This is a genomic window from Vibrio sp. 1978 (genome assembly GCF_033344345.1).
The window spans coordinates 1-610 of the sequence record NZ_JAWPOP010000697.1 but is presented as its reverse complement, the minus strand read 5'-3'; the positions used below and the strand labels follow the sequence as shown (position 1 = coordinate 610).

The 610-nt window shown below is 51.3% G+C and carries 1 protein-coding gene; it reads right to left on the bottom strand.

Annotated features, from left to right (window positions below):
• The coding region (locus tag R8N49_RS28615; protein ID WP_318190635.1) for an efflux RND transporter permease subunit at window positions 1-610 on the bottom strand (610 nt) is incomplete at both ends.

Sequence of the window (610 nt, the reverse complement as noted above, 5' to 3'; positions counted from 1 at the left end):
ACCAGTACCTACCGCGTTTTGACCAGCAGAGCCCACACCAGCACTGATTGCCAACGGAACCACACCTAAGCCAAACGCCAAGGACGTCATGATGATTGGACGAAGACGCACACGCACCGCGTGCAGTGTAGCTTCAATCAGACCTGCACCTTTCTCGTAATATTCTTTCGCGAACTCAACGATCAAAATCGCGTTTTTCGTTGCCAAACCCACTGTGGTTAACAAACTCACTTGGAAGAACACGTCGTTGTCCATTCCACGACCCAGTACTGCGAGCACAGCGCCTAATACGCCCAAAGGTACAACCAACACGACCGCAAGCGGTACAGACCAGCTTTCATACAACGCAGCAAGTACTAGGAACACGACCAAAATGGACAACGCATACAACATTGGAGCTTGGTTGCCAGACAAACGCTCTTCATAAGAGATGCCGTTCCAGTTCACCGTAAAGCCTTCTGGTAACTGCTCAACCATCGCTTCAATCTCAGCCATTGCTTCACCCGTACTGACACCTGGAGCAGCGCCACCTTGAATGTTCATCGCGGCTAGGCCATTAAAGCGTTGAAGCTGCGGCGAACCATACGTCCATTCACCACTTGCAAACGCC